The organism is Acinetobacter sp. Lyrl_1, from assembly GCF_051948795.1.
Taxonomy (GTDB): Bacteria; Pseudomonadota; Gammaproteobacteria; order Pseudomonadales; family Moraxellaceae; genus Acinetobacter; species Acinetobacter towneri.
Map to the genome: position 1 here is coordinate 45,988 of NZ_JAYJLK010000003.1, position 18,464 is coordinate 64,451.

An 18,464-nucleotide genomic window follows, 5' to 3' on the forward strand; every position below is an offset into this window, starting at 1 on the left:
TCATATTTATATTGAAATTCGCAGCAAATGCCTGCATAAATACACAGCTTAACTTTATTTTAATATAGGAAAATTTGATGGAAGTTCGACAGCGTGGTTTGATTGCAGCAATGCTTACAGCGACCTTATTGGTAGCACCGTTGGCAGCAGAAGCAAAACGTGCAGGTGGCGGTAAAAGTCATGGTATGAGCCGTTCTGCAGCCCCAACTCAGTCTTACCAACAACCTCGCCAAACAACGCCAGCACAACAACCTGCTCCTGCTCAGCAAAAATCTGGCCCAGGCGTAGGTGGTATGGTTGCAGCAGGTGTTGCTGGTGCAGCGATTGGTGCTGTTGCTGCGAATGCTTTGGCAGATGACCAAGCCAGTGCAGCCGAAGCACAAGAGGAAAAAGGTGGTATTCCAAGCTGGATTTGGATTTTACTCGCTGCTGCTGTCGCCTTCTTCATTTTCCGTAAGATGGGCGCAAAAAAAAAACTAACGCCTAACCCGTATGCGCCAAACAGCGGTGCCAATCAGGCACCGTTTGCGCAAACACCACCTGCTGCAGCGCCACGTAACGACAATACCAATATTTTTGGTCAATCTGTTGGGGGTTCTGCCGCTTCTACCCAAGCGCCTTTTGGTCAAGCTGCCAATAATAACGCGCCATTTGGTGCAGCTTATACCAACAGTGGTAATCAATTGCCTGATGGTTCAGAGCCTGCAACCTTTTTACGTGTAGCGCGTCAGCGTTTTAACCATATTCAGTCTATGAACACAGCCAGTAATATCGCAGAAATTCAGCGTTATTTAACTCCTGATTTATATCAGTCGATGTATCAGGACATTATGGCAAACCAAGACCAAGATGTAGCAGAGTTTTCTAACTTGAATGCCATGGTGGTCGATTCTGCAACTGAAAATGGTCAATATGTCATAAGTGTACGCTTTACAGGTACAGTCAGCGAAGACCTGAACAGCTTACCGCAACCATTTACAGAAATTTGGCACTTTGTAAAACCTGCAGGCTCTAATCAAGACTGGTTAGTGGCAGGTATTCAGCAAGAGCAATAATTTCAATGGATCTAGAAAAACAGCGACTTCGGTTGCTGTTTTTTATGCCTTTCTTTATCTAAGTTGAGACCCATCATGTTTAAACAGCACGTTTAAATCTTCTAAGACATCAACACCGAATACATCCACACTTGCCACACAAAACCAAACCCTCGATTGATTAGATCTATCAAAAAGTATCATCATTCATCAATACAGTTTATTTAGCCCACCTTCTCTTTGTATCTACCCAGAGATAAATCAAATCACGTTATCCGTATCACTTTGGTTATTTCCAGTCGATCTCCATTTACTTAGCCAACAAAAAAGCCCTGCAAACGGGCAAGGCTAAATTGTTACTGTTAAATCTATTATTCAGGCAATGGAATAAATTGCTTATCGGTATTTTGAACTTTGCGCTCACCGACTGCGACTTCCAAATCTAAGGCTTCTTCACCACGTTCAACTGAAACAGTCACCGTCGTATGCGGTGCTTGTGCAGCAACATAATTAATTAAATGCGAGGTTGAAGTAATCGCTTCATCATTCACTTTTAAAATTTTGTCACCACGTTTTAAACCTGCTTCTGCTGCAGGGCCACCGCGCAGTACATCAGCAACCACTACACCGCCTTGTGCAGGTTCTAAAATGTTGTCTTGTTGCACAGGCAACAAACTAATACCTAACCAACCACGAACCACACGTCCATCTTTTAAAATCGAGTTTAAAACCTGCTGACAGACTTGTGCAGGAATTGCAAAGCCGATGCCCAATGAACCACCTGATTGCGAGAAAATTGCCGTATTTACCCCAATCAAATTCCCTGCCACATCAATCAATGCACCACCTGAGTTACCTGGATTAATTGCTGCATCGGTTTGAATGAAATCTTCATAGGTATTAATACCCAAGTCAGAACGTCCTGTCGCAGAAATAATCCCTTGAGTCACGGTTTGTCCCACACCAAATGGGTTACCAATCGCAAGTACGACATCGCCCACTTCATTGCCACTCAGTTTAAATGGCAATACAGGCAGTTTTTCTAGATCAATTTTAATGACCGCTAAGTCTGTGTCTGGGTCAGTTCCAACAACTTTTGCAACCGCACGGCGTCCATCGTGCAAAGCCACGACAATTTGTTCAGCCTGCGCGATCACATGATTATTCGTTAAAATATAACCATCTGGACGAACAATGACCCCAGACCCCAAACTGTTTTCATTTGGGCCTTGCTTAAATTGATCGGGTAACTGATTGCCAAAAAATTCACGAAATGCAGGGTCATTTAACAATGGATGATCCATTTGTTTCACTTTTTGTGTGGTAAAAATATTTACCACCGCAGGCGCTGCCACTTTAACCGCAGCGCTATACGACACCACCCCACCTGTCCGTGTTGTATCAATTAATGGTTCAACTTTCTCGGCAGGCATTTTGACCCCATCGGCAGCCACAGGCGCTTTCGGTTTTTGCAGTTGTTGCCAAGTCACAAAGCCAATAATAACCAGAATGAGTAACACCCAAGGTAACCAGGTAAAGGTCCGGCGCACGTTTTGTACCTCTAAGTAAATTTTTTTTGATGATTAAGTCATTGAATGAGCTATTGTAAAACGAAACACAAATAGAAACATAAAAAAGCCCAAGAGTTTTGTCTTGCTTTAGTTACAATACAAAATATGTTTTGATATTGGCTAAATATGAGCAATTTGAGAAAGTTATGGCGCAGCTAAAAGAAATTATTCAATGGTGTGATCAAACTTTAAATACACATGAATTTAAAGATTACGCGCCCAACGGTTTACAAATTGAAGGTAAGTCTGAAGTTCAAAAAATTTTATGTGCAGTGACTGCCTCTCAAGAGGCTATTGATGCTGCTATTGCCCAAAATGCAGACTTACTGTTGGTACATCATGGCTATTTTTGGAAAGGCGAACCTTACCCAATTACAGGCATGCGCGGTAAACGCATCAAAAGTTTAATCCAGCATGATATTTCTTTGGTGGGTTATCACTTACCGCTCGATTCACACCCAAGTCTAGGCAATAATGCTGCCATTGCTGAATGTTTGGCATTAGAAAATTTGCAAGCCCTAGACCCGAGTGAACGTCATCCTATTGGTAATATTGGTTTTTTAAAGCAAGCCATGAGCGCAACCGAATTTCGTGACTATCTCACAGCGCGTTTAGGCTTTAAAACCATTCATCTTCCTGCCGAAAAAAGTCAGATTCAAAAAGTAGGGTTCTGCACGGGTGCAGCACAAGATTTTATTGGCAAAGCGGCAGAACAAGGTTGTGATGCCTTTATTTCGGGCGAAGTCAGTGAACGCACCTATTATGAAGCCAAAGAACTAGGCGTGCATTATTATGCCTGCGGACATCACGCGACTGAGCGCTATGGTGTACAACGACTCGCAAAAGCTATTTCAGAACAGTTTAATATTGAGTATAGTTATTTTGAATTAAATAACCCAATTTAATACACCGTTTCACCCAACGATTTCACTCAAATGACATCTGTGTTTAACATAGTCTTTAGATGTATACATTCGAGTCTTATTCTGTATGGTTATTTATACCTAATGCGCAATTTGATCTCGAAATCTATTACAATAGAGCCACTTAATGTTAAAACCCAGCAAAATGCAAGGAATTGAAAACATGACAACCATTACTTTACCGGCTTTACCATACGGTTACGAAGATCTTGCTCCACACATCAGCAAAGAAACTTTAGAATTCCACCACGACAAACACCACAACACTTATGTTGTGAACCTGAACAACTTGATCGCGGGTACGGAGCTTGAAGGTAAAACTTTAGACGAAATCATCAAAGCAACTGCAGGCGATGCAGCTAAAGCTGGTGTATTCAACAACGCAGCGCAAGTTTGGAACCACACGTTCTACTGGAACTGTATGGCGAAAAACGGTGGTGGTAAAGCTACTGGTGCTTTGGCTGCTAAAATTGATGAAGCTTTCGGTTCTTACGAAAAATTTGCTGAAGAATTTGCTGCTGCTGCAACAACTCAATTCGGTTCAGGTTGGGCTTGGTTAGTAGCTGACGAAGTGAATGGCAAACTTTCTATTATGAAAACTTCAAATGCTGACACACCAATGGCGCACGGCAAAGTTGCAGTATTGACGATTGACGTTTGGGAACACGCTTACTACATCGACTTCCGTAATGCACGTCCTGTTTACATCAAAACTTTCTTAGAAAGCCTTGTAAACTGGGATTACGCAAATGCGAAATACGCAGGTCAAGATGCTGGTGTAGAAAAATAATTTCTATTTTTCTGTAGAAAAACTGCTCTTTATGGGCAGTTTTTTTATTTTTGCAGATGAAATGAATATTTATAAAGCAAACAATACATTTCTGATGATGAACGTGTTGACGACTTAAACTTTCATCCCTAAAATGCCCCACAGATTCTCCAATAGCTCAGTCGGTAGAGCGACGGACTGTTAATCCGCAGGTCCCTGGTTCGAGCCCAGGTTGGAGAGCCAATCTATTCTCCCATAGCTCAGTCGGTAGAGCGACGGACTGTTAATCCGCAGGTCCCTGGTTCGAGCCCAGGTGGGAGAGCCAAGATTCTAAAAATCCCACGCAGTATGACGTGGGATTTTTTTTTGCAATTTTTATTGTTTTTATAGTGGATATGATGTTCTAAACGAATGGAACAGGCCTCACTCTCCCCTTAAATCAAAATTAAAACCATACAGTGAAGATCGGGCTATCCCCTCTTGTGATGACTCTATTTTTTCGCTAACTTAGGTTCATCAACAACAATAAAACTTGAAAGCCCATGCAAGCGCCTTGGTTAAAATCCCTGATTTTTTGGACAATTCTGATTGTGGTGATTTTTGCAATTTTTCAATGTACGCAAAAATCTGAAAGCAATAAAACTGCTGCGACACTCATGTATGAACGTCTGTATCAATGCAGTCGTGATCTGAACGCACAACAACAAGCCACCTTAAAACAAATTCAAAGCCAAGTGAAAACAGAAATGACTCAGCAAGAGATGCTGCAATTAATTAACTTATGTCGTAAAACCAACCCACCACAGACACGCGAAGATTATATAAAAGCCATTCAAGCACTCTAAAAACTGCGTTGAAACAAAGCTAGATGATTATTTTTAAAGCAGTTAATCTATAATTACGGTTTTTTTTCAATTCCAGCTTGACCAAAAACAGATACCCACATAGAATGCGTGTCAGATTCTCCCATAGCTCAGTCGGTAGAGCGACGGACTGTTAATCCGCAGGTCCCTGGTTCGAGCCCAGGTGGGAGAGCCAAAATTCTTAAAAAACCCACGCATTATGACGTGGGTTTTTTATTCCTGCTGTTTAGGGTCTAACGACACCGCATCATCTATGTTTGAATCCAGTCAATCGACTTTCTTGCTTATTGGCAGCTTGGCTAGCCTTGCCCTGTTTATCTTAATTTTTAAGCAATTATTTTTCCCCAAGAAAAACTTTTATCCTAAACCGATGATGACTGCTTTTGAACGCAGAATGTTTATGCGTTTAAAACAAGCTTTTCCTGAGCATCACATCTTGGCACAAGTGGCGTTTAGCGCATTAATCACCAACAACCACTATAAAATTCGTGCGCTGTTTAATCGTAAAGTGACTGATTTTGTGATCTTAAATGCAGAAATGCAGGTCATTGCAATTATAGAGTTAGATGACCATTCACATATTGGCAAAGAACAGGAAGATGCAGAACGGGATGCAATGTTTCACGAGGCAGGTTATCGCGTTGTCCGATACACCGAGATTCCAAGTATCAGACAACTACAATCAGATTTGAGTTGAAATCATCAACTCGATATTAAGGTGTAGCTTCTGAAGCAGCTTGTGTCTGACCCGCCTGCTTCGCTTGCTGTGCTGCAGCTTCACGCGCTTCAATACGCGCAATAATTTCTGCCTGCTGTTGTTTATATTTTTCCTGATTTTTGGCATCACTATTGACTGCTAAAAATGCCATGCTGACCAAAAAGATAGGAATCAACAAACCTAAGCTTGCCAAGATAATCATCTTTTTTAGACTTGGCTTTTTTTCAGGACTTTGCTGCTCAGACTGTGACATCATATATTCCTATTTCAAACGCATCAAAATGAAGCTCAATATATCAAAATCGAGTGTAGGCACAAAGTTTCTTGTGGCTTTTGCACGTTTATTCATCTACAACTTTCTTTGAATCAATCAATAGATAAAAAACCACAGCCTGCGTACAAGCTGTGGGCAGTTCATAAACAAAGTATTGCTGAACAGTCAAAGCTGTCTATTTAATACATAATTGGATTTGCGACAAAACCTGTTTCAAACACGCCAAATGTTCAAAATCTGCAGATGGCGTGTCTTGCATCCGCCAAGCCACATAACCATCTGGGCGTACAAGCACTGCACCTGCATCGGCAATTTCAGACTTTTGCTGCCATGTTGCATACACATCTAGATGCTCATGCGCACCAATCTGAATCACATCTAAATAGGCCAAGTTGAGTTCTGCTGCAGCCGTTTTCCATGCTTTGCCTGACAAACCTGTCAGCAAGGTAAAACGACCTTTACCGACAATATCTAAAGTTGAATGTTTATGACCTTTGGCATCAATCAACCACGTATGTGGGACTTTTGCACCTGGGCGTGTAGTGGCTTGCAAGTACAATTGCGGGTCTTGTAAAAACGTTTCAGTGCTAGTTTCAGCAAGCATGGCATTAGATACATAACGCTGATTCAACTCCACTCCCTGCGCATTAAATTCATAATGTTTAATTGCCAGTGCCTGATACAATTTTTCCCGAATTTGGGCTGCTTCTGCGGTTTCTGCAAAAATAAGATCCAGCATTTCAGCTTGTGTGCTAACGCCATCATCAAAGCCAAAAACTTCTTTTAGATGTTTATAATCAAAGCGGGACTGGTTAGCACGCGCGACAATTTGCTTACCTACAGGCGCACGTTCATCACTGTATGATGCCAAGAGTTCAGGCGTTGCCCAACCTTTCACCGCATAAGCCAATTTCCAACCCAAATTGAAAGCATCTTACATACAAGTATTAGAACCTAAACCACTCGAAGGTGGATGACGATGCACGGCATCTCCACCACAGAATACCCGTCCAACCGAATACTGGGTGGCCCAAGTTTGATTGACATACCAATAGGATACTTTTTCAATTTCAACTTCTTGGATTTCTTCGCCCACAAAGGCATTCAAACGTGCGCGAACTTGTGCTTCGGTTACCTCAGGCTCACCTTTGCTGATGTCAAAACCCCAGCCCATAATCCATTCATTCCAAGGTTGAATGGCACGTAACAAGCCCATGCCCAAGTCACCAAAACTGGCTTCAGGATTGACAATCCACTGTAAAATTGCAGGTCGATGCGCCACATATTTACTCAAGTCGGCTTTAAAAGTCACATAAACTGTACCCGCACGTGCCATTACACCTTCTAAAGGCAATTGCAATTCTTCAACCACTTTAGAACGCGCACCGTCCATCCCCACCAAATACTTGGCACGTAAACTAAATTCTGTATTCGTGATTTTATTCTGAAAAGTTGCGGTAACTCCATGTTCATCTTGGGTATGTGATAAATATTCGGTATTGAAATTATAAATTGCGCCACGCTCGGCTGCATTTTTTACCAATAATGTTTCCATTTTTGGCTGAATTAAATCGACAAAAGGACATGGACTGCCTTTGATATAATCACCGTGACGTTCATCACCTGTTCCCCAGCAACTCATACGTGCAATTTCTTCACCGACCAAACTGGTGGTAAGCAAACTTTCGCCCATTTGTTGCCACGGTGTTGCAATGGCTTTAACTTGTTCTTCGATACCTAAATCACGTAAAACTTCCATCGCCCGTTGATTGGTAATATGTGCACGCGGGCTATTGGCTAACCAGTTAAACTGGGTGAATAATTGTACTTTGATGCCATAATTCGCCAAAGCTAAGCCAAGGGTTGAACCCGCTGGCCCCGTACCAATTACCAAAACATCGGTATCGTAATGTGTCGACATACTGGACTCCTTTCACTGCCAAATCTGTTGCAAACATCTTGCGCTGCAGTGTAATCCAGTCAAAAAGTGCGCCTATTTGTATGCGTATAAACTATAGATGGATTGGTTTTAGCACTAGTTTGGCTTTGTACTGAATTTTTTGACCGATATGCAGAATGCTGTATCGGCAAAACTGCTTTGGTTTACAATTGCGGTAGACAGATGCGGGTTGATAGGCAAAGCGAATGGAATTGAGGCATTTACGTTATTTTGCTGCAGTTGCAGAAGAACAAAGTTTCACCAAAGCAGCAGATAAACTCTTTACCGCGCAACCGTCTTTAAGCCAACAAATTAAAGATTTGGAAGAAGAAGTTGGTGTAAAATTACTGGATCGTTCTGCGCGACAAATTCAATTGACCGATGAAGGTCGTGCTTTTTTACCCTATGCCCTACAAGCCATTGAAAACTCAAAATTAGCCATTGCTTCAGCGCGTCAAGTTGCCCATCAAAAAAACTATCAAATTCATATTGGTTTGTTGAATGTAGCGGAGCTAAAAGTTCTACCATTAATTTTGGAACGCTTAAAATGTGAAATTCCTGATTTGCAAATTCACATTCAAAGTCTGACTTGTTTGGAGCAAATTCAGCGTTTAAAAAATGCTGAACTCGATTTAACTTTTACCCGCTATGCAATTACACATGAAGATTTTGAAAACCTGCATATTTTGACCGAAAAGATTTATTTGGTGTCGGGGCAAAAGTCTGTGACGCATAAAACTTGCTTGAGTGTGCAAGATGTAATGCAACACAATTTAATTATGTGCGAACAAAATGCCTCGCCTGTTTTTTATGAGCACGTCACCCACGCCATTCCTGTGGAGCAGATGCCTACAGAACGCTTGCTTTGGGTAACCAATGTTTTGCAGCATATTAATTTAATTAATCTGGGCATGGGCTACAGCTTTGTGCCTGAATATTTATTACGCTTTTTAGCCGATCATGTGGTGATTTTAGATACCAATTTTGAAGTGCAAGCTTTAAATTTATATGCCAATTATCGTAAGCAAAATCAAAATCTGGCTTTGCAACTTATTACTCAGGAGTTAAAAAGGGTTTAGTCGCAAATGGTTTAACAAGAAAAATACGGCAAAAATATCTATAAAAAAAGCATCTGACCAGCAATATCATCAGATGCTTTGTTAGATTTTTTATTCAATGAAAGGGTTTACATTAAAGCCAATACAATTCCCACAAAAATAATCAGCCCTACCCAACGGTTATGACGAAATGCCCAAAAACAGCGTTGCGGGTCTTTATCTTTGGTTTTACTCCATTGGTATATAAAGTCTGCAACCACAACCAGTAATGCCGCTAAACCAAACGGAATCAGTAAATTTTCTAACCACAATGCCGTACCAATCAAAAGTACACTGCCCGCTTGCAACAATGAAATAATTTGAATGTCATAGCGACCAAATAAAATTGCGGTAGATTTCACCCCAATTTTCAAATCATATTCACGGTCTGTAATTGCATATTGAGTGTCATAAGCCACAGTCCACGCCAAATTGCCAAAATACAATAACCAACAAGTAAGATCAGGCGTTGCACCTACAGCGGTATAAGCCATAGGGATAGACCATGAAAATGCCGCTCCCAAGAACACTTGCGGTAAATGAGTGTAGCGTTTCATAAATGGATAAATAAACGCTAAAAATAATGCCCCAAATGACCAATAGAAAGTTTCAATTGGTAAAAATAACAACATGGCTGCGCTTAGTGCAACCAAACCTAAGAATACATAAATGGCTTCTTTGGCACTAATCACACCCGTGGCTAAAGGACGTGTTTTGGTACGCTCTACATGACCATCTACCTTACGGTCAGCAAAGTCATTAATGGCACAGCCTGCAGCGCGCATAAAAATTGTGCCTAGAATCATAGGGATTAATATCCCGATAGATGGCATGCCCTGATTAGCAATCCACAAGGCCCAAATGGTTGGCCAAAACACCAGTTCTGTGCCAATCGGTTTATCGAAACGACACAAATAATAATATGCTTCTAAACGCTCACGCCACGTGATCTGCTGTACCAATGCCATACCAATCTCGTATCTTAATGTTGTTGAATAAATTGCTCAAAACGCGGTAAAAAAGTTTCTTGCACAATAAATTTACAGCCATGCCAAGTATAGCAACTCTGTCGTGTCCAGCCTTCATCGAGCAAAACCACACGCCTTTGACACAACGGATTGGTACGCTGAAATAAAAACCAGCCAATGGGTTTATTGCCAATATGCTGAAATAAACGGGCTTTGCTTTGCAAACTTAGAATCGGAAAAATACTTTTGGCTTTGACCCATGGCTGTTCATCACACCCATATAAATAGCTTTCACGCACCCATGAAGTGTGCCAATGTGGCATTTGCATCCACTGGGCATCTTGTAAATTTAAACGCTGAAAAGATTGCTGCAGTGGTTCAACTTTAAATTGTCCGCCTGCGAGCTGAGTCAGTTGTTGGGTCAAAGAACCTGCTGCATATAGCCATGTTTTTAATTCAGAAGGCAGATTTTCCTGCTTGGGAAAAATAGGCTGTGTTCGCATGTTCCACCACCTTAACAAGATAGCCTAGTGTAGCCCAAATTTAGGCAAAGTTTTGTGACCGATGGCGCAATTCCCTGCAATTATCCAAAAAAAATTAAGCGAATTCTTATATTTTGATAAAATCCATGCCAACTTAAAACCATGATTACCCAATCTAAAACAAAAAACCCGCCGAAGCGGGTTTTTCAAATTTGAGATTTTCGATGTCTTACAAGCTGTAGTACATATCAAATTCAACTGGGTGAGTCGTCGTGTTCAAACGACGTACATCTTCAGTTTTCAATTCGATATAAGCATCAAGCATGTCTTTGGTGAATACACCACCTTTTAATAAATAGTCGTGATCTTCTTTCAAAGCATCAAGCGCCATTTCTAGGTTGTGTGCCACAGTTGGGATTTTCGCTTCTTCTTCAGGCGGAAGGTCATACAAGTTTTTGTCTGCAGCTTCACCTGGATGAATCTTGTTTTGAATACCGTCAAGACCCGCCATCAACAATGCCGCAAAACCTAAGTACGGGTTCATCATTGGATCAGGGAAACGTGCTTCAATACGTTTGCCTTTCGGGCTAGACACGTAAGGAATACGAATAGATGCAGAACGGTTACGCGCTGAGTAAGCCAACATAATTGGTGCTTCAAAGTGCGGTACTAAACGCTTATATGAGTTGGTCGATGGGTTAGTCAACGCGTTCAAAGAGCGGGCATGTTTGATAATACCGCCAATGAAGTACAACGCCATTTCTGACAAACCTGCGTATTCATCACCTGCAAATAAGTTTTTGCCATCTTTAGAGATAGACATGTGTACGTGCATACCTGAACCGTTATCGCCTACCATTGGTTTAGGCATAAAGGTTGCAGTTTTTGCATATTGATGCGCAACGTTCCAAACTGCATATTTGAACTGTTGCACTTCGTCAGCTTTACGCACCATGGTATTGAAGCTCACACCAATTTCTAACTGGCAAGATGCAACTTCGTGGTGATGTACTTCTACACGACCAGGCCCCATGATTTCTTCAATTTTTGCACACATATCTGCACGCATATCTTGAGAAGAATCTACTGGTGGTACTGGGAAATAACCGCCTTTCACACGTGGACGGTGACCTGAGTTACCAGCTTCGTAGTCTTTACCTGTAGACCATGCAGCTTCTTCAGCGATTAATGTGTGGCGCGCGCCAGACATATCGATGTCCCATTTTACTTCGTCAAATACGAAGAATTCTGGTTCTGGACCAAAGAAAGCAGTATCACCAATACCTGTCGATTTTAAGTATTCTTCAGCACGGCGAGCAATAGAGCGTGGATCGCGGTCATAGCCTTGACCTGTCGATGGTTCGATAACATCACACGTTACAACCACTGTTGGTTCTGCAAAGAACGGGTCAATGAAACCTGTGTTGGCATCTGGGCGTAAGATCATGTCTGATGCTTCGATTCCTTTCCAGCCTTCAATAGAAGAACCATCAAACATTTTACCGTCTTCAAAAGTATCTTCATCGATACTGTCTGCAGGATAAGTTACGTGCTGCTCTTTACCCTTAGTATCTGTAAAGCGGAAATCGACCCATTTTGCACCACTTTCTTGGATGAGTTGAAGGACCTTGTTCGCCATGCTCATTTTGCTCCGATGTTTTTTGTTGCACCCGAAAGTGCGTGTTAGTAGTTGGCAGTTATTAAGCAATTAGCGTACCAACTTTTAAAAGCAAAGCTAAAACCATGAATTCCGTATGAGAATACATCATTTAAAAAAATTACTTTGTCGCTATTATACTGTCAGAAATACGATTTGCACCATATTCAAACACTGTTCATTTGATTTGATTTAAAACTGCAAAACATAGCACCATTTTAGTGCATTTATGTTTTATTTCTGTTGAATTGTAGATCAAAAAATAGCTCAAACTGTATCTATGCAAGTATTTTGCTGTGCCGTACTTTCATTGAGCAATGCAAATTATTCAACAATATTAAACAACACTTTATTTTTTATTGAGCAAAAATAATAAGATCGTTTAAAAATCCTAAATCTGTATTCTTTTCGAGCAAGCTGATTGAAAATACCTTTACTACACATTTGTATTTTCTATCGATGTTTTGCAATCAAACTGCCTGACGTGAACCGCTAATAACATGCGCCATGATGCTACTTTTTAGCGCATTTTTTACGTTATCTATAAGTGTGAAGCTAAAATATGACTGCTGAATGACCCTGCTTGATCAAGTGATCATTTCTTTCAGATCAAACTTGAACAATGTGTAATAAGCTTTGAAAATCTATGAACTGGTGAATGCGCTGATAAGCTTTAACAGGGATTATCATATAAATAGTCCGCAGAAAATGCTTATTATTTGCTATGATGATAAGTGCTTTCTTATTCCACCTTCTTTTCGACAAGAAAAATAAAGTCCTTTCTCATTATAGGCGCAGGAATAAAGCAAATTATCTCAGACTCTTTAGCACTTAAAGTGTTCAATTTTCAATAGGTTAGCTCATGCTTTTAATGATCGATAACTATGACTCTTTTACCTACAACATCGTCCAGTATTTTGGCGAGTTAAATCAGGAAGTAAAAGTCGTTCGTAATGATGCCGTGACATTAGAAGATATTGAGCGATGGCAACCCAAGTATTTGGTGATTGGCCCAGGCCCTTGTTCTCCATCTGAAGCAGGGATTTCTATTCCTGCAATTCAGCATTTTGCAGGCAAAATTCCGTTACTGGGCGTGTGTTTAGGACACCAAAGTATAGGACAAGCCTTTGGTGGAAACATTGTGCGCGCTAAAACCGTGATGCATGGTCGTTTATCGGATATGTACCACAGCAACACAGGTATTTTTAGCAATCTGCCTTCACCATTTTCTGCAACCCGTTACCACTCGTTGGTAATTGATCAAGCAACCTTGCCAGATTGTCTGGAAGTGACATGCTGGACCAAAGAAGCAGATGGTTCGATGGAAGAAATTATGGGCGTGAAGCACAAAACTTTGCCTGTTGAAGGCGTGCAATTTCACCCCGAATCGATCCTGAGCCAACACGGTCATCAAATCTTTAAAAACTTTTTGGAAATTTACGCATAATGAGCGAGTCAAATCACATGAATATTCAACAAGCACTCAACCATATTACAAAACAAATTCACCTGACTCAGCCTCAAATGGAAGATGTGATGCGCGCGATTATGTCGGGCGAAGCAACAGACGCTCAAATTGGTGCATTGATGATGGGCTTACGCTTAAAAGGCGAAAGCATTGATGAAATTACTGCTGCTGCACGTGTAATGCGTGAATTTGCCATCAAAATTGATGTCAGCGATATTCCTTACCTCGTGGATATTGTCGGCACAGGTGGCGATGGTCAAAACCTATTTAACGTATCTACCGCCTCTTCCTTTGTCATTGCAGCTGCAGGTGCAACCATTGCCAAACACGGTAACCGTGGGGTTTCAACCAAATCAGGCTCATCTGACTTACTTGAGCAAGCAGGCATTAATCTTGACTTAAACATGCAACAAACTGAACGCTGTATTCGTGAAATGGGCGTAGGTTTCTTGTTTGCACCGAATCATCACAAAGCCATGAAATATGCGGTTACCCCGCGTAAAGAGTTGGGTATTCGCAGTATTTTCAACTTGCTTGGGCCATTGACTAACCCTGCGGGTGTAAAGCGTTTTGTCATTGGGGTGTTTAGCAATGAATTATGCCGCCCGATTGCAGAAGTGATGAAACAGCTCGGTGCTGAGCATGTCATGGTGGTGCATTCTAAAGATGGTTTAGATGAAATTAGCCTTGCTTCGAGCACTTATGTTGCAGAACTCAAAGATGGTGAAATTACCGAATGGGAACTTACCCCTGAAAGCGTGGGAATTGAATCTCAAACTTTAACAGGACTGATTGTAGAAAACTCTGCTGAAAGCTTGAGTTTGATTAAAGATGCTTTAGGCAAAAACAAATCAGACAAAGGCGAAAAAGCGGCCAATATGATTGCACTCAATGCGGGTGCGGGTATCTATGTTTCGGGTCTAACTACAAGCTACAAACAAGGTGTCGCTTTGGCACATGACATTATTTATGGTGGACAAGCTTTGGAAAAAATGGGCGTGTTGTCTGAATTTACCAAAACGCTCAAACAGTACGAAGCATAAAGCAAATCAGGAAGGTGCATCATGGTGGATATTAGCAATACCATTTTAGGTAAAATTGTAGAACGTAAAAAAGAAGAGTTTGCCGAGCGTTTAAAACAACGCAGTTATGCAGACCTAGAACAATTGGCACGTGCAGCAACACCTGCACGTGGCTTTGCACAAGCCTTGCATAACAAACGCCCAGCGGTGATTGCGGAAATTAAAAAAGCATCACCATCTAAAGGCATTATTCGTGAAAACTTTGACCCTGCCGAAATTGCACAGCAATATGAAGCCGCAGGCGCAGCCTGTTTATCTGTGCTGACTGATGTCGATTTCTTTCAGGGTGCAGATGAAAATATTCAGATTGCCCGTTCACACTGTAACTTGCCTGCTCTGCGTAAAGACTTCTTGATTGATCCGTATGGTGTGGTAGAAGCACGTGCCTTACACGCAGACTGTGTGTTATTGATTGTGTCTTGCCTATCTGACCAACAGTTGGAAGAAATGTCGGAAACGGCTTTTGAACATCACTTAGATGTGTTGGTTGAAGTGCATGATGAAAATGAATTGGAACGTGCTTTGAATCTTTCAGAGCGTTGTATTTTAGGGGTCAATAACCGAAATTTAAAAACCTTTGAAGTCGATTTAAACACCTCATTGCGTTTAAAAAACTTGTTGCCGCCTGCGCGTTTATTGGTCACTGAAAGTGGTATCGCCACACCAGAAGATGTCCGCATGATGCAAGACCATGAGATTCACAGTTTCTTGGTCGGTGAAAGTTTTATGAAACAAGCACGTCCTGACCATGCCTTTACGGCACTGTTTGGTCAGCCTGAAAATCTATAATCCAATTTGAAATACCATGAGTAAACATGATTCTTCGCTTTCTAAAGAACAGTACAATTTACTAAAATCTTTTAAAAAGCAAATCACTCAGCCTCATACTTCAAGCATTGCCAAGCCGTCTGAACCCAAAGTTCAGACGCCTGAGCAACAACAGGAAGATGATCTCGCATTGTTTCGTCAGCAAATGCAAGGCGTTCAAAAAATGGACGCAGGCAATATTGCAAAAATCGAACACACTGCCAAGAAAAAACCAGATGCCCAAACGCTGGCCAAACGTGCAGCAGCCATAGGCCCTATGGAAACCGATGATACATTGCTGTCCGATACGCAAGCCATGCTTAACCCTGTGGGCAGCCAAGCTTCGCTGAGCTATCGCATTGCAACTTTGCAACATAAAGTCTTTGAAGATTTAAAAGCAGGCAACTTACGCTGGTTTGAAGCTGTTGATTTGCACGGTTGTACGGTAGAAGAAGCGCGGGTAGCCGTTTTGCAAATCATTCAAATGGCTAAAGATGAAAAACAGAACGTGATTAAAATTGTGCATGGCAAAGGCCCTGAAGCCATTTTAAAAACTTATGTAAATGGCTGGCTGCGTCAGCATCGTGATGTTTTGGCTTTTGTGAGTGCGCCTGAAAAACAAGGTGGCACTGGTGCAGTTTTAGTGTTGCTTAAACGCAGCGAAAAGAACCCAAAGTTTAAACAGTAATCGGTTTCATCTTTTAAACAAGGCATTGCAATAGTTTTCTGTTACAATGCCGACCTTGTTCAATATCAGTGTAAGTGAACACGTCTTATGTCTATGCAGCAATCCTACGCAAACATCCTAACCGCCGTTGGTGAAGATCTTAATCGTCCAGGTCTAAAAGATACGCCGATGCGTGCTGCTAAAGCTTTTTCGTATTTAACTTCGGGCTATAGCCAAACCTTAGCCGAAGTGACCAATAATGCCGTATTTCCATCCGACAACCGTGAAATGGTCTTGGTGAAAAATATTGAGTTCTACTCACTGTGTGAACATCATTTATTGCCATTTTATGGTCGCGTGCATATCGCCTATTTACCTGAAGGTAATGTTTTAGGCTTGTCTAAATTTGCCCGTATTACCGAAATGTTTGCACGTCGTTTGCAAATTCAGGAAAATCTGACTCAGCAAATTGCGGAAGCTGTGGCTGAAGTGACCAAAGCACGCGGTGTTGCTGTGGTGATTGATTCAGCCCATATGTGCATGATGATGCGCGGTGTAGGCAAACAGGAATCGACCACACGTACCGTATCTTTTGTAGGTGACTTTAAAACAGATAAAGAAGCCCGTCGTGAATTTTTAAGTGCGGTGCCTGAGAGTTTTTAAATTGTGGCTAAGTTCCTCAATCAAATAAAAAATCCCGAAATTTATGTTCGGGATTTTTGGGTTTTAGATTAAAAAATTAGCTTGATACATCTTCAGATTCAACCTACAGACACATTGTTGCGTCCATTATTTTTTGCCATATACAAGGCTTTATCCACTTCTTCAAAAAAACGTTGATAGTCTGGATGCCCATCATATTCATGCACACCTATACTAATGGTAAAGTTAAATTCTTCACCTGTTGATGTTTTTAATGTGGCTTTTTCGACACGTTTACGAATATTTTCAGCGACTACCAAGGCACGATCAATGGTGGTATCAATCTGTAACAGTAAAAATTCTTCGCCGCCAATTCGGAAGGCATAGTCACTGCCTTTTGCATATTGCAAAATCACATCAGCTAAAAACTGTAATGCATCATCTCCTGCTGCATGTCCATAACGGTCATTGATTGATTTAAAATGATCGGCATCTATCGCCAACAATGTTAAAGGCGAATTATTTTTTCGTGAAAAATTAATTTCACGGGACACGATGGTATTTAAATAACGGCGGTTGAGCAGTTGAGTTAAGGCATCATTGCCTGAACTGATATATTCAGACACCTGAAAAATTTGATCGACTAAATGCAAAATTTCACGATTCTTGGCACGAATGGATTGAATCATTTCAATTGCCTGTGCCTGACTTTCACATTGACCAATTTTCTGAATTAATTCATCCACCTGATAAATAAATTCAGTAATAGTTTGTACTTGTTCTGAACTTGAAAATGCATAAGCCGCTTTATGAATAAACCATAAACCAAATTCTGTTTTAGATAAAATCGGTTGCGTCATTTTGGTGTGATCGGACACCACCTGAAACATCAGTTCATTTTCCCAATCCAGCAAAGTTCCGCGTTGTCGATCTTTGTGCACGGCAACATCTTGCATGGCAGAAAATAAGCGATAGGTATGTTTCATATCATTATGTACTTCGACCTTCATTTCATAAGATCGGCACATAATTTCTGTGGCAAAGCATAAAATTTGGCTTAAATAATTAAACTGATTTAAGTTGCTATTGGCTTCTGTTGCAAAAAACTCAAAAGCCTTTTTTATAATAACGCGCACACCACGAATAATCAGCCAAGATGGAATTTGTACACGTGCATGCACATCGCCCACTTTAAATTGCTTTTCTACAATCTCGTTATAATTGTGTTGAAACGGAACTTCAAAACTGGAAATTAGCCACTGATATAAAGAGTTTTTTAAGCGATTCTTCACCATCTCTGCAGACAAAAATTCTGTCGCATGTTCTTCAAGCAACATTTGCTGATAGAACTCGATCACAAAATCTTCTGCATGTGCTTGAATAAACTGGAATGTCGCTTGCAAATCTTCTGGCTTAAATTGCTCGCAAATTGACTTCCATTGCTCTGCAAGCTCATGCGTACACTCTTGATACATCCACAACAACCCAGCCAAAAGAAACTGC

17 protein-coding genes, 3 tRNA genes and 1 pseudogene are annotated in these 18,464 nt (G+C 41.1%); 14 read left to right on the top strand and 7 right to left on the bottom strand.

Going from position 1 to position 18,464, the window contains the following annotated elements:
* The first annotated feature begins 77 nt into the window (after nucleotides 1-77).
* Nucleotides 78-1,055: a Tim44 domain-containing protein gene (locus VF675_RS02155; RefSeq protein ID WP_096900949.1), complete on the top strand. Its 978-nt coding sequence runs from the start codon at nucleotides 78-80 to the stop codon at nucleotides 1,053-1,055.
* A 350-nt stretch (nucleotides 1,056-1,405) separates the two neighbouring features.
* On the opposite strand, the gene VF675_RS02160 is transcribed toward VF675_RS02155, so the two are convergent.
* Entirely contained in the window at nucleotides 1,406-2,584 is a 1,179-nt protein-coding gene (locus VF675_RS02160; protein ID WP_004971893.1) for a trypsin-like peptidase domain-containing protein, read from the bottom strand.
* A 167-nt stretch (nucleotides 2,585-2,751) separates the two neighbouring features.
* On the opposite strand from VF675_RS02160, the gene VF675_RS02165 reads away from it, so the two are divergent.
* The 7 genes from VF675_RS02165 to VF675_RS02195 all read left to right on the top strand — a co-directional run bounded on the left by VF675_RS02165 (nucleotide 2,752) and on the right by VF675_RS02195 (nucleotide 5,857).
* A complete protein-coding gene (locus tag VF675_RS02165) occupies nucleotides 2,752-3,510 on the top strand; it encodes a Nif3-like dinuclear metal center hexameric protein (protein WP_004971895.1) in 759 nt (252 codons plus the stop codon).
* Nucleotides 3,511-3,691: 181 nt separating this feature from the next.
* Nucleotides 3,692-4,318: a superoxide dismutase gene (locus tag VF675_RS02170; protein WP_026438302.1), complete on the top strand. Its 627-nt coding sequence runs from the start codon at nucleotides 3,692-3,694 to the stop codon at nucleotides 4,316-4,318.
* 146 nt (nucleotides 4,319-4,464) lie between these two features.
* Nucleotides 4,465-4,540, top strand: a tRNA-Asn gene (locus tag VF675_RS02175).
* Nucleotides 4,541-4,546: 6 nt separating this feature from the next.
* Nucleotides 4,547-4,622, top strand: a tRNA-Asn gene (locus VF675_RS02180).
* 217 nt (nucleotides 4,623-4,839) lie between these two features.
* Nucleotides 4,840-5,142, top strand: a complete 303-nt coding sequence (locus VF675_RS02185; RefSeq protein ID WP_004971899.1) for a hypothetical protein — start codon at nucleotides 4,840-4,842, stop codon at nucleotides 5,140-5,142.
* A 117-nt stretch (nucleotides 5,143-5,259) separates the two neighbouring features.
* Nucleotides 5,260-5,335, top strand: a tRNA-Asn gene (locus VF675_RS02190).
* A 78-nt stretch (nucleotides 5,336-5,413) separates the two neighbouring features.
* A complete protein-coding gene (locus VF675_RS02195; protein WP_180112182.1) occupies nucleotides 5,414-5,857 on the top strand; it encodes a DUF2726 domain-containing protein in 444 nt (147 codons plus the stop codon).
* A 16-nt stretch (nucleotides 5,858-5,873) separates the two neighbouring features.
* Here the strand turns inward: VF675_RS02195 and VF675_RS02200 are convergent, their stop codons facing one another.
* Nucleotides 5,874-6,131 (bottom strand): hypothetical protein, encoded by a 258-nt coding sequence (locus VF675_RS02200; protein WP_096900950.1) that lies wholly within the window; start codon nucleotides 6,129-6,131, stop codon nucleotides 5,874-5,876.
* A 196-nt stretch (nucleotides 6,132-6,327) separates the two neighbouring features.
* Nucleotides 6,328-8,073 (bottom strand): annotated as a pseudogene (locus VF675_RS02205) (FAD-dependent monooxygenase).
* 224 nt (nucleotides 8,074-8,297) lie between these two features.
* On the opposite strand from VF675_RS02205, the gene VF675_RS02210 reads away from it, so the two are divergent.
* The gene (locus VF675_RS02210) at nucleotides 8,298-9,170 is read left to right on the top strand and encodes a LysR family transcriptional regulator (RefSeq protein ID WP_440204674.1); all 873 of its coding nucleotides are present in this window, start codon (nucleotides 8,298-8,300) and stop codon (nucleotides 9,168-9,170) included.
* Nucleotides 9,171-9,277: 107 nt separating this feature from the next.
* Here the strand turns inward: VF675_RS02210 and ubiA are convergent, their stop codons facing one another.
* The 3 genes from ubiA to glnA form a co-directional block, all read right to left on the bottom strand.
* Nucleotides 9,278-10,156: a 4-hydroxybenzoate octaprenyltransferase gene (gene ubiA, locus VF675_RS02215; RefSeq protein ID WP_440204675.1), complete on the bottom strand. Its 879-nt coding sequence runs from the start codon at nucleotides 10,154-10,156 to the stop codon at nucleotides 9,278-9,280.
* A gap of 14 nt (nucleotides 10,157-10,170) precedes the next feature.
* Nucleotides 10,171-10,659, bottom strand: a complete 489-nt coding sequence (locus VF675_RS02220; RefSeq protein WP_131261596.1) for a chorismate--pyruvate lyase family protein — start codon at nucleotides 10,657-10,659, stop codon at nucleotides 10,171-10,173.
* 208 nt (nucleotides 10,660-10,867) lie between these two features.
* Nucleotides 10,868-12,283, bottom strand: a complete 1,416-nt coding sequence (gene glnA, locus VF675_RS02225) for a type I glutamate--ammonia ligase (RefSeq protein WP_171287402.1) — start codon at nucleotides 12,281-12,283, stop codon at nucleotides 10,868-10,870.
* Between the two features lie 874 nt (nucleotides 12,284-13,157).
* On the opposite strand from glnA, the gene VF675_RS02230 reads away from it, so the two are divergent.
* The 5 genes from VF675_RS02230 to folE all read left to right on the top strand — a co-directional run bounded on the left by VF675_RS02230 (nucleotide 13,158) and on the right by folE (nucleotide 16,982).
* Entirely contained in the window at nucleotides 13,158-13,742 is a 585-nt protein-coding gene (locus VF675_RS02230; protein ID WP_004971915.1) for an anthranilate synthase component II, read from the top strand.
* A 17-nt stretch (nucleotides 13,743-13,759) separates the two neighbouring features.
* Nucleotides 13,760-14,806 carry an anthranilate phosphoribosyltransferase gene (gene trpD, locus VF675_RS02235; RefSeq protein ID WP_004971918.1) on the top strand — a complete coding sequence of 349 codons (1,047 nt, stop codon included), beginning with the start codon at nucleotides 13,760-13,762 and terminating at the stop codon, nucleotides 14,804-14,806.
* A 21-nt stretch (nucleotides 14,807-14,827) separates the two neighbouring features.
* Complete coding sequence (gene trpC, locus VF675_RS02240; protein WP_104853201.1) at nucleotides 14,828-15,634, top strand: indole-3-glycerol phosphate synthase TrpC; 807 nt, start codon at nucleotides 14,828-14,830, stop codon at nucleotides 15,632-15,634.
* Nucleotides 15,635-15,650: 16 nt separating this feature from the next.
* Nucleotides 15,651-16,340, top strand: a complete 690-nt coding sequence (locus VF675_RS02245; RefSeq protein ID WP_440204676.1) for a Smr/MutS family protein — start codon at nucleotides 15,651-15,653, stop codon at nucleotides 16,338-16,340.
* Between the two features lie 93 nt (nucleotides 16,341-16,433).
* Complete coding sequence (gene folE, locus VF675_RS02250; protein ID WP_171062567.1) at nucleotides 16,434-16,982, top strand: GTP cyclohydrolase I FolE; 549 nt, start codon at nucleotides 16,434-16,436, stop codon at nucleotides 16,980-16,982.
* 98 nt (nucleotides 16,983-17,080) lie between these two features.
* On the opposite strand, the gene VF675_RS02255 is transcribed toward folE, so the two are convergent.
* Nucleotides 17,081-18,436 carry a diguanylate cyclase gene (locus VF675_RS02255; RefSeq protein WP_096900955.1) on the bottom strand — a complete coding sequence of 452 codons (1,356 nt, stop codon included), beginning with the start codon at nucleotides 18,434-18,436 and terminating at the stop codon, nucleotides 17,081-17,083.
* Nucleotides 18,437-18,464: the final 28 nt, after the last annotated feature.

Bases quoted from the DNA above. Each gene is read 5' to 3' on its own strand.
- glnA (WP_171287402.1), bottom strand. From the start codon at position 12,283: ATGAGCATGGCGAACAAGGTCCTTCAACTCATCCAAGAAAGTGGTGCA.
- VF675_RS02185 (WP_004971899.1), top strand. From the start codon at position 4,840: ATGCAAGCGCCTTGGTTAAAATCCCTGATTTTTTGGACAATTCTGATT.
- VF675_RS02230 (WP_004971915.1), top strand. From the start codon at position 13,158: ATGCTTTTAATGATCGATAACTATGACTCTTTTACCTACAACATCGTC.
- VF675_RS02170 (WP_026438302.1), top strand. From the start codon at position 3,692: ATGACAACCATTACTTTACCGGCTTTACCATACGGTTACGAAGATCTT.
- trpD (WP_004971918.1), top strand. From the start codon at position 13,760: ATGAATATTCAACAAGCACTCAACCATATTACAAAACAAATTCACCTG.
- trpC (WP_104853201.1), top strand. From the start codon at position 14,828: ATGGTGGATATTAGCAATACCATTTTAGGTAAAATTGTAGAACGTAAA.
- VF675_RS02155 (WP_096900949.1), top strand. From the start codon at position 78: ATGGAAGTTCGACAGCGTGGTTTGATTGCAGCAATGCTTACAGCGACC.
- VF675_RS02195 (WP_180112182.1), top strand. From the start codon at position 5,414: ATGTTTGAATCCAGTCAATCGACTTTCTTGCTTATTGGCAGCTTGGCT.
- folE (WP_171062567.1), top strand. From the start codon at position 16,434: ATGCAGCAATCCTACGCAAACATCCTAACCGCCGTTGGTGAAGATCTT.
- VF675_RS02200 (WP_096900950.1), bottom strand. From the start codon at position 6,131: ATGTCACAGTCTGAGCAGCAAAGTCCTGAAAAAAAGCCAAGTCTAAAA.
- VF675_RS02210 (WP_440204674.1), top strand. From the start codon at position 8,298: ATGGAATTGAGGCATTTACGTTATTTTGCTGCAGTTGCAGAAGAACAA.
- VF675_RS02255 (WP_096900955.1), bottom strand. From the start codon at position 18,436: ATGTATCAAGAGTGTACGCATGAGCTTGCAGAGCAATGGAAGTCAATT.
- ubiA (WP_440204675.1), bottom strand. From the start codon at position 10,156: ATGGCATTGGTACAGCAGATCACGTGGCGTGAGCGTTTAGAAGCATAT.
- VF675_RS02220 (WP_131261596.1), bottom strand. From the start codon at position 10,659: ATGCGAACACAGCCTATTTTTCCCAAGCAGGAAAATCTGCCTTCTGAA.
- VF675_RS02245 (WP_440204676.1), top strand. From the start codon at position 15,651: ATGAGTAAACATGATTCTTCGCTTTCTAAAGAACAGTACAATTTACTA.
- VF675_RS02165 (WP_004971895.1), top strand. From the start codon at position 2,752: ATGGCGCAGCTAAAAGAAATTATTCAATGGTGTGATCAAACTTTAAAT.